The organism is Amycolatopsis sp. SID8362 (assembly GCF_010550475.1).
Lineage (GTDB): Bacteria > Actinomycetota > Actinomycetes > Mycobacteriales > Pseudonocardiaceae > Amycolatopsis > Amycolatopsis eburnea.
Map to the genome: position 1 here is coordinate 1 of NZ_JAAGNB010001021.1, position 8,915 is coordinate 8,915.

Below are 8,915 nucleotides of genomic sequence, written 5' to 3' on the forward strand. Positions count from 1 at the left end.
CGCGGCACCCGGGCCGCTCGACGGTGCTGGCCCCGCAGGTCGCGGGCGACCCCGGCTCGGTGACGGGTCGGCGGGTGGCGGGCGCGGCGCGCGACGGTGACCCGATCGCCCAGCTGGCGATGGCGGAGCTGGCCAAGTGGCTCGGCGAGGGGCTGGCGCTGGTGGCGGACGTGTTCGACCCGGAGATCATCGTGATCGGCGGGGGAGTGTCGGAGTCGGCGCCGCTGTTCCTGGACGAGGCGCGCGAGCACTACGCGGGCGCGATCACGGGGGCGCGGCACCGGCCGCTGGCCCGGATCCGCACGGCGCACCTGGGCGATGACACGGCGATCGTCGGCGCGGCGGCGTTAGCCCTGGAAGCGGCCAAGACCCCGGTCTGAGTCACTCCGCCGGGAGGCTCGCCGACGGCACCAGGCCTTCCAGGAACGCCCGGAACGTCGGTGCCAGTGCCAGCTCCGACTCCAGCTCGACGTCGAACCACGTCACCGACGGCTGCGAAGACCGGCGGTAGTCCAGCGCCACCCACGTGTGCCCGTCGCCGGAGAGCACCACGACCTGGCGAGGCAGGTCCCACTCGGACCTCAGGTACGGGGAATCCAGGATCGACAGCTGCCCGCCGACGCCCAGGAGCTCGTCGAACGGCACGTGCGTCGCGCTCCACGACGTCGGCTCGCTCGTCGGGAACGCGTCGAACGACGCGGCCACCGTGCCGCCGTTGCGCAGGCCGAGCAGTTCGCCCAGCTCGATCGGCAGGCGGACGCCCAGCTCGCGGCCGGCGTGGGCGAACTCGCGGGCGCTCAGCGGCTCGCCGGGGCCGCCGTCCCAGAACGTGGGCTTGAGCTGGTCGAACCGGGTCATGCCGGAGAGTGTGACACTCTGGCAAGGTGAGTCCCGCGTCCGCGAGCGTCTTCGTCAAGTGTTCCTGCGGGCACCTGCACTGGGGCCGGTACGGCGCCGCCGGGCTGCTGCTCGCCGACCCCGCGCGCGGGGTGCTGCTGCAGCGCCGGGCCTGGTGGGTGCACCACGGCCGCACTTGGGCGCTGCCCGGCGGGGCCATCGAGGCGGGCGAAACCGCCCTCACCGCGGCCGCCCGCGAAGCGTTCGAAGAGGCGTCCGTGCCCGCCGAAGCCTTCCGGACCGTCTCCGCCTCCGTCGTCGACCACGGGGAGTGGAGCTACACCACCGTGCTCGCGCTCGCCGAAGGCGCCGAAGCGCGGGTCGCCAACACCGAGAGCGCGGAGGTGCGCTGGGTGGACCCCGAAGACGTCCCCGGATACCCCCTGCACCGCGACTTCGCCGCCGCCTGGCCGGACCTGGCCGCGCGCGTCGGGCGGAAGCTCGTCCTCGTCGTCGACGGGGCCAACGTCGTCGGCTCGCGGCCGGACGGCTGGTGGCGTGACCGGCACGGCGCCGCCGAGCGGCTGCGCGACCAGCTCGCCCGCCTCGCCGAAGCCGGGCTGGCCGACCCGGACGACGCGTCCGTGACCTGGTGGCCGCGGATCGTCCTGGTCGTCGAAGGCAAGGCCAAGCACGTCACGGGCGTGCCCGGCGTGGAGGTCGTCGCCGCGGACACCGACGGCGACTCGAAGATCGTCGAGGTCGTCGCGAAGCAGGCCAACGCCCGGATCCTGGTCGCGACGGCCGACCGCGAGCTGAAGCGGCGCGTCGAAGCCCTCGGCGCGGCGATCCTCGGCCCCGGCACCCTGCGCACCCGGCTCGACGCCCTTTAGTCCTTCGGGATGCCGTCGCGCATTTCGGCGACCAGCGACGCCATCACGGCCTTGAGGCTGCCCTTGTGCGCTTCCGCGACCGCCCGCTGCCGCCGGTAGCTCGGCCCGTGCGCCAGGATCGTCTCGACGTCACGCAGCTCCGCGACGCAGTCCAGCCGCCGCGCCACCGGCTCCAGCCGGTCGAGCAGGTCTTCGATGTCGTCGGTGACCAGCCGTTCGCGCCCGGCCGCGTCCAGGATGACGATCGCGTCGGTGCCGTAGCGGGCCGCGCGCCACTTGTTCTCCTGGACGTGCCACGGCGGCAGCGTCGGCAGGATTTCGCCGTCGTCGAGGCGCTGGCAGAAGTCGTCGACCAGGCACTGCGTCAGCGCCGCGATCGCGCCGACCTCCAGCAGCGTCGGCAGCCCGTCGCAGACGCGCATCTCGATCGTGCCCAGGTGCGGGGCCGGCCGGATGTCCCAGCGGATCTCGGAAAAGTGGTCGATCACGCCGGTGGTGAACATGTCGTCGACGTAGTTCTCCAGCTCCGCCCACTTCCGGAACTGGAACGGCAGCCCGGCCGTCGGCAGCTGCTGGAACATCAGCGCCCGGTTCGACGCGTACCCGGTGTCCTCGGCGCCCCAGTACGGCGACGACGCCGACAGCGCCTGCAGGTGCGGCGCGTAGTTGAGCAGCGCGTCGAGGATCGGCAGGACCTTCTCGCGGTGGTCGACCCCGACGTGCACGTGGACGCCGTAGATCAGCATCTGGCGGCCCCACCACTGGGTCCGGTCGATCAGCTTGGCGTAGCGCTCCTTGTCGGTGACCTTCTGCTGGTACCAGTTCGAAAACGGGTGCGTCCCGGCCGAGAACATCTCCACGCCGAGCGGGTCGGCGACGCCGTGCACGACGTCGAGGGACTCGTTCAGGTCGGCCTTGACCTCGGCGATCGTGTCGCAGACGCCGGTGATGATCTCGATGGTGTTGAGCAGCAGCTCCTGCTTGATCTTCGGGTGCTCGGCGGCGCCGTCGGGCCGGACCGCTTCGAGGATCCGTTCCGCCACCGAGGACAGCTCGCCGCTGCGGCGGTCCACCAGGCCGAGCTCCCACTCCGCGCCGACGGTCGATCGCCGCGAAGGGCTGAAATCGATGCGCATCGCCGTGACGCGTCAGACCTGGGCGCCGTTGCTGGGATCGGCGCCGGGCGGCGGTCCCTGCCGGACGCGGAGCAGCAGGAGCGCGATCGCCGTCGCGAGCGCGAGGATGCCGAGCGGGGTCGCCACCGTCGGGCCGACGCCGATCGCGCCGGGCAGGATCAGCAGGAACAGCCCGGCCAGGAACAGCAGCAGGATGAGGAACGCGCCCATCTTCGGCCGCGGCAGCGGCGGCGGCTCCGGCGGGATGTAGTGCTCGTCGTCGCCCGCGGGGTCGTCGGAGAACATCGTGGTGTCCCACGACGTGCCCCCGGAGCGCCAGCCGGGCTCGGGCGGGGCGGGGTCCGCGGCCGGCGGCTCGGCGGGCCGTTCCGGCGTCTTCCGCGACTCGGTCGCCGTGCCGGTCTGCTGGGACTCCGGGGCGTCGGCGGTGTCGTCCTCCGGGAGCCCGAACCCGTCGGCCCGCAGGTCGGCGACGATCTCGGCGAACGTCGCGTCGACGTCCTCCGGCCCGTCCTTCCCGCGGCTCATGCGGTCTCCTCCGGCTGTGCGGCGTGCGTCTTCGCGAACTCGACGCTACGCGAGAAGATGACCTCGGCGTCGTTGTCCTGCGTCGCCACGTGGTAGCTGTTCTCCAGCACGACCTCCGTGACGTCGGTGCTCGAGACGCCCTGCAGGACCAGCTGCGAGTTCACCGGCTCGACGACGTGGTCCACCGACGAGTGCAGCAGCAGCACCGGCTGCGTGACCTTGCCCAGGTCCGCGCGCACGACGGCCCACAGCTTCGCCAGGCTCGCGGCGGCGCGCACCGGCGTGCGCGGGTAGGCCAGCTCCGTCTCGCCCGGCTTCTTGATGTCGTTCGCGATCGCCGGCACCGACGGCACGATCCGGCCCAGCACCGGCAGCAGCTTCGTGTCCCACTTCAGCCGCGTCACCGACGGGTTGACCAGGACGATCCCGGCGATCCGGTCGCCGAACTCCTCGGCGAGGCGCAGGGTGAGCGTGCCGCCCATGGAGAGACCGCCGACGAAGACCGTCTTGCACGTCGAGAGCAGCTCGAGGAGCGCTTCGCGGACCGTGCCGTACCAGTCTTCCCACGTCGTGCGGTTGAGGTCCGGCCAGCGGGTGCCGTGGCCGGGCAGGAGCGGGCAGCGCACGGTGAACCCGGCGCCGGCCAGGTGATCACCCCAGGCCCGCATGCTCGCCGGGGTACCGGTGAACCCGTGGCAGAGCAGGAACCCGGTGTCGGCCGAACCGGTGTGGCCGAACGGTTCCGCGCCGGCGAGCACGCCCATGCGATCGCCTTCCGTGTGAGCGGTGGATCCGTCCATGCTCTCACGGCTCGCGGGCGTTGTGGGGCTCCGCCCGGGCCCGGAATTCGCTGTGAGATCGATCGCTGCCCGCCGGTAACCGGGTGGTCTCCGTTGTGCGGCGGGCACCCGGGTTCGTAGGCTGTCCGGCGCGGGTGAATGGGGCTGAGCTGCGATGGAGGACTGAGGCACCGGTGCTGTACTGGCTCATGAAGTGGGTATTCATCGGACCGCTGCTCAAGACGCTGTGGCCGACCAAGGTCGTCGGCGCGGAGAACATCCCCGAAACCGGCGGCGCGATCCTCGCCGGCAACCACCTGGCGGTCGCGGACTCGTTCTTCATGCCGCTGCGGGTCAAGCGCAAGGTCACCTTCCCGGCGAAGTCCGAGTACTTCACCGAGCCCGGCTTCAAGGGCCTGCTCAAGAAGTGGTTCTTCACCGGCGTCGGCCAGTTCCCGATCGACCGGTCCGGCGGCAACGCCGCCCAGGCCGCGCTCGACACCGCGACCCGCCTGGTCAAGGCCGGCCACCTGCTCGGCATCTACCCCGAGGGCACCCGCTCCCCGGACGGCCGCCTGTACAAGGGCAAGACCGGCGTCGCCCGCATCGCGCTGGAGTCCGGCGGCGTCGTCGTCCCGGTGGCGATGATCGGCACGGACAAGGTCAACCCCATCGGCTCCAAGATGTGGTGGCCCCGCCGCCTCGAGGTCCGCTTCGGCAAGCCCCTCGATTTCTCGCGCTACGAAGGCCTCGCGGGCGACCGCTTCATCGAGCGGTCGATCACCGACGAGATCATGTACGCGCTGATGGAGCTGTCCGGCCAGGAGTACGTCGACATCTACGCGGCGAAGGCCAAGGAGCTGCTGGCCGCCGAAGCCGCCGGGGTCAAGCCGAAGGTGCCCGCTCAGCCGGCTTCGCGCGACGCGGCCCGGGTGCCGGACTCCAAGGTCGGCTGACCCACTACTGTTCACCAGTGCGTTTTTTCTACGACACCGAGTTCATCGAAGACGGCGTGACGATCGACCTGGTGTCCATCGGTGTCGTCGACGAGCGGGGCCGCGAGTTCTACGCGGTGTCGACGGAGTTCGACCCGGCCCGCGCCGGGCAGTGGGTCCGGGACAACGTGCTGGACAAGCTCCCGTCGCCGGCCGACAAGGCCTGGCGCAGCCGCGAGAAGATCCGCGCCGACCTGCTGGAGTTCTTCGGCAAGCCCCCGGGCGGCATCGAGCTGTGGGCCTGGTTCGCGGCCTACGACCACGTGGCGCTGGCCCAGCTATGGGGCCCGATGCCGGCCCTGCCCCGCCAGCTGCCCCGGTTCACGCGTGACCTGCGGCAGCGGTGGGAGGACGCCGGAAAGCCGAAGCTCCCGGCGGCCCCCACCGACCAGCACGACGCGCTGGCGGACGCGAAGCACAACCTGGCGCGCTGGGAAATCATCGAGGAGTACTTCCCCCGCCGCTGAGCCCGGCACCGCCCGCTCCGCCCCATCCCGTCCGGCTTCGGCTTGCGAACGTAGTGAATGACTCATTCCTGTCGTCTGACGACATGAATGAGTCATTCACTACGTCGGGCACCTCTCAGCGGCGCGCCCGGACCGCCGCGGCCAGCTCGTCCAGCAGCGGAGCCGTGTCATCCCACGCCAAGCACGCGTCCGTGATCGACTGCCCGTAGGTCAGCTCCTCCGCGTGCCCCAGCGAAAGGTCCTGCCGCCCGCCGGCCAGGAAGCTCTCCATCATCAGGCCCGAAATCCCGCGCTCGCCGGCCGCGATCCGCGCCGCCAGCTCGCGCACCACCGCGCCCTGCCGGACGTGGTCCTTGCCGCTGTTGCCGTGCGAAGCGTCGATGATCACCCGCTCCGGCAGGCCCGACTTCGCCAGCCGCGCGAGCGTGTCCGCGACCGTCGCCGCGTCGTAGTTCGGGCCGGCGTTGTGGCCGCGGAGGATCACGTGGCAGTCCGGGTTGCCCGACGTCGTCAGCAGCGCCGCGAGGCCGTCGGTGTTGATGCCGGGGAAGACGTGGCTCGCGGCCGCCGCGCGGGTCGCGTCGATCGCCACCTGGACGTCGCCCTCGGTCGAGTTCTTGATGCCCACGGGCATCGACAGCGCGCTGCACAGCTGGCGGTGCACCTGGCTCGCCGCCGTGCGCGCGCCGATCGAGCCCCACGTGACGATGTCGGCGATGAACTGCGGCGTGATCGGGTCGAGGAACTCGCAGCCGACCGGCAGGCCGAGCGCGGACACGTCGAGCAGCAGCTTCCGCGCCAGGCGCAGGCCCTTGTTGACGGCGAACGTGCCGTCCAGGTCCGGGTCGTTGATCAGGCCCTTCCAGCCCAGCGTCGTGCGCGGCTTCTCGAAGTACACGCGCATCACGACGTGGATGTCTTCGCGCAGCTCCTCGGCCTTCGCGGCCAGCCGGCGGGCGTAGTCGAGGGCCGCCTCGGGGTCGTGCACCGAGCACGGGCCGACGACGACGAGCAGCCGGTCGTCGCGGCCCTCGAGGATGTCGACGGTTTCGGCGCGCCCGTGCCGCACGACCTTGGCGACCGCGGCGTCGACCGGATGGTCTTCGCGCAGCAGCGCGGGCGAAATGAGCGGACTGATCGACGTGGTGCGCGCGGCGTCGAGGTCACCGATGGTGGCGGGGCCGGCGGAGAGCGTCATGGCGGGGGTGTTCCTTCCTGGTGGACACCGACCCGCGGGGGACTCGCCGAGCCGGTTGGAGATCCGGCTCGGGGTGGTGGTCAGCGCAGGTTCACGCCGCCGTGCCCACCCGGGGCCGGCTTCGTAAACCAGAAATAGCGCTGCACGGCGCCAACGTAGCACACGCCGGGCGCGGACCGATTCGGCAGGTGGTACGGGCTGCACCGATCAAGACGAGAGCCGCTACTCTGGCGGACGACGAAATGTGACTGCCATCTCCAGAGAACAGACGGAGGCTTCTCATGCGTGTCGGTGTGCTGACCGGCGGCGGCGACTGCCCGGGGCTCAACGCGGTCATCCGCGGTGTGGTGCGTAAGGGCATCGAGGTGCACGGCTGGGACTTCGTGGGCTTCCGCAACGGCTGGAACGGCCCGCTCACCGGGGACAGCCGTCCGCTCGGCCTCAACGACGTCGAGGACATCCTGACCCGCGGCGGCACCATCCTGCGGTCCTCGCGCACCAACCCGTACAAGGTCGAGGGCGGCGTCGACAAGATCAAGAAGGTCCTGGCCGACCAGGGCGTCGACGCGCTGATCGCGATCGGCGGCGAGGACACCCTCGGCGTCGCGAAGCGGCTGACCGACGACGGCGTCGGCGTCGTGGGCGTGCCCAAGACCATCGACAACGACCTGGGCGCCACCGACTACACCTTCGGCTTCGACACCGCGGTCTCCATCGCGACCGAGGCGATCGACCGGCTGCACACCACCGCCGAGTCGCACCACCGCGCCCTCGTCGTCGAGGTCATGGGCCGCCACGCCGGCTGGATCGCGCTGCACTCCGGCCTGGCCGGCGGCGCGAGCGTCATCCTGGTGCCGGAGAAGCACTTCAACGTCGACCAGGTCGTCTCCTACGTCGAGAGCCGCTTCGAGAAGGAGTACGCGCCGATCATCGTCGTCGCCGAGGGCGCGCTGCCCGAGGGCGGCGAGGAGAAGCTGCTGACCGGCGAGAAGGACGCCTTCGGGCACGTCCGCCTCGGCGGCATCGGCACCTGGCTGGCCGACGAGATCGCCCACCGCACCGGCAAGGAGTCCCGCGCGGTGGTCCTGGGCCACGTCCAGCGCGGCGGCACCCCGACCGCGTACGACCGCGTCCTCGCGACCCGCTTCGGCCTGCACGCGGTCGACGCCGTGGCCGACGGCGACTTCGGCGTGATGGTGGCGCTGAAGGGCACGGACATCGTCCGCGTGAAGCTGTCCGAGGCGACGGCCGAGCTGAAGACGGTCCCGGCCGAGCGCTACCAGGAAGCCGAAGTCTTCTTCGGCTGAGTCTTCGCCACGAAGGGCCGCTCCGGAGTTCCGGAGCGGCCCTTCGCGCGTTCAGGGCCGCTGCCGCACTTCGTCGACGATGCCCTGGCCGACCACCACGCCGGTCGTCCCGTCGCCGATGTAGGCGAAGGTGACCGGGTCGAACAGGAACTCGTCCTGGTTGCCGATCCCGTGCTCGGTCGTGCTGTTCCACGTGATGCCCAGTACGGCCCGGCCGGTGGCGTCCTTCGCGTCGGCGCGGGCGACCAGGCCCGGCACCTTCGCCACGGCCTCGTAGAGCGCGGCCCGCGCCGCCGGCCGCAGGTAGCCACCGGCCAGGTCGACGACCTCGCGGCCGAGGTCGTGCAGGGTGCCGCCCTCGCCGTGGGTGCTCCGGTGCAGGTAGGCGAGCATGGCGTCGGCGTCCGTCGGCAGGTCGGGGTGGACGGCCGGACGCGGCTCGCACCGGCTGGTCACCGTCCGCCCGCGGCCTTCCTTCTGCACCCGCTTCCCGTCGCGGCAGCCGGCGATCTCCGTTTCGTGGCCGAAGAGGACCTCGAGCCCGTCGTGGGTCCCGTCCACCGACGCCCAGAACTCGTTCTCCCGGCCGTCCGCGAGCCGCGTCCTGGTGTAGAGGAACTGGTCCGGCCGGGGCTCGACGTCCGGCAGGGCGCGCGCCGCCGCGGCGGCCCGGTACAGGATTTCCTGGGGACCGGCGGCCGCAGGCGGAGCCGTCGGGGTCGTCGGCGTGAGCACGATGACGGCGGTGGCGGCCACGGCGAGCCCGGCCGCCGTG

General features: G+C 71.7%; 11 protein-coding genes. 5 read left to right on the forward strand and 6 right to left on the reverse strand.

Going from position 1 to position 8,915, the window contains the following annotated elements; genetic code table 11:
* Nucleotides 1-380, forward strand: a 380-nt coding sequence (locus tag G3I65_RS32145) for an ROK family protein (protein ID WP_160699431.1), incomplete at its 5' end; no start/stop codon positions are given.
* A 1-nt stretch (nucleotide 381) separates the two neighbouring features.
* Here G3I65_RS32145 and G3I65_RS32150 read toward each other — a convergent pair.
* Nucleotides 382-858, reverse strand: coding sequence for an SMI1/KNR4 family protein (locus G3I65_RS32150; protein ID WP_160699432.1), 477 nt, complete (start codon nucleotides 856-858; stop codon nucleotides 382-384).
* 26 nt (nucleotides 859-884) lie between these two features.
* Between G3I65_RS32150 and G3I65_RS32155 the strand changes: the two genes are divergently transcribed.
* A complete protein-coding gene (locus tag G3I65_RS32155) occupies nucleotides 885-1,730 on the forward strand; it encodes an NUDIX domain-containing protein (protein WP_160699433.1) in 846 nt (281 codons plus the stop codon).
* Here the strand turns inward: G3I65_RS32155 and G3I65_RS32160 are convergent.
* From G3I65_RS32160 to G3I65_RS32170, 3 genes are read right to left on the reverse strand one after another with little or no spacing between them, the layout of a single operon-like run.
* Nucleotides 1,727-2,866 carry a glutamate--cysteine ligase gene (locus G3I65_RS32160; protein ID WP_160699434.1) on the reverse strand — a complete coding sequence of 380 codons (1,140 nt, stop codon included), beginning with the start codon at nucleotides 2,864-2,866 and terminating at the stop codon, nucleotides 1,727-1,729. The two genes, G3I65_RS32155 and G3I65_RS32160, sit on opposite strands and share 4 nt — an antisense overlap.
* Nucleotides 2,867-2,878: 12 nt before the next feature.
* On the reverse strand, nucleotides 2,879-3,394 hold the full coding sequence (locus G3I65_RS32165) for a hypothetical protein (protein WP_160699435.1): 516 nt from the start codon (nucleotides 3,392-3,394) through the stop codon (nucleotides 2,879-2,881).
* Nucleotides 3,391-4,158, reverse strand: coding sequence for a carboxylesterase (locus tag G3I65_RS32170; RefSeq protein WP_160699436.1), 768 nt, complete (start codon nucleotides 4,156-4,158; stop codon nucleotides 3,391-3,393). Before G3I65_RS32170 ends, G3I65_RS32165 begins: the two co-directional genes overlap by 4 nt.
* Nucleotides 4,159-4,367: 209 nt before the next feature.
* Between G3I65_RS32170 and G3I65_RS32175 the strand changes: the two genes are divergently transcribed.
* On the forward strand, nucleotides 4,368-5,129 hold the full coding sequence (locus G3I65_RS32175; protein ID WP_160699437.1) for a 1-acyl-sn-glycerol-3-phosphate acyltransferase: 762 nt from the start codon (nucleotides 4,368-4,370) through the stop codon (nucleotides 5,127-5,129).
* A gap of 17 nt (nucleotides 5,130-5,146) precedes the next feature.
* Nucleotides 5,147-5,635: a polyadenylate-specific 3'-exoribonuclease AS gene (locus tag G3I65_RS32180; RefSeq protein WP_160699438.1), complete on the forward strand. Its 489-nt coding sequence runs from the start codon at nucleotides 5,147-5,149 to the stop codon at nucleotides 5,633-5,635.
* Between the two features lie 115 nt (nucleotides 5,636-5,750).
* On the opposite strand, the gene G3I65_RS32185 is transcribed toward G3I65_RS32180, so the two are convergent.
* Nucleotides 5,751-6,833, reverse strand: a complete 1,083-nt coding sequence (locus G3I65_RS32185) for a 3-deoxy-7-phosphoheptulonate synthase (RefSeq protein WP_160699439.1) — start codon at nucleotides 6,831-6,833, stop codon at nucleotides 5,751-5,753.
* 281 nt (nucleotides 6,834-7,114) lie between these two features.
* On the opposite strand from G3I65_RS32185, the gene G3I65_RS32190 reads away from it, so the two are divergent.
* Nucleotides 7,115-8,140: a 6-phosphofructokinase gene (locus G3I65_RS32190; RefSeq protein ID WP_125315627.1), complete on the forward strand. Its 1,026-nt coding sequence runs from the start codon at nucleotides 7,115-7,117 to the stop codon at nucleotides 8,138-8,140.
* 51 nt (nucleotides 8,141-8,191) lie between these two features.
* Here G3I65_RS32190 and G3I65_RS32195 read toward each other — a convergent pair.
* Nucleotides 8,192-8,915 (reverse strand): CU044_5270 family protein (locus tag G3I65_RS32195; protein ID WP_160699440.1); only part of this gene is annotated, 724 nt, incomplete at its 5' end.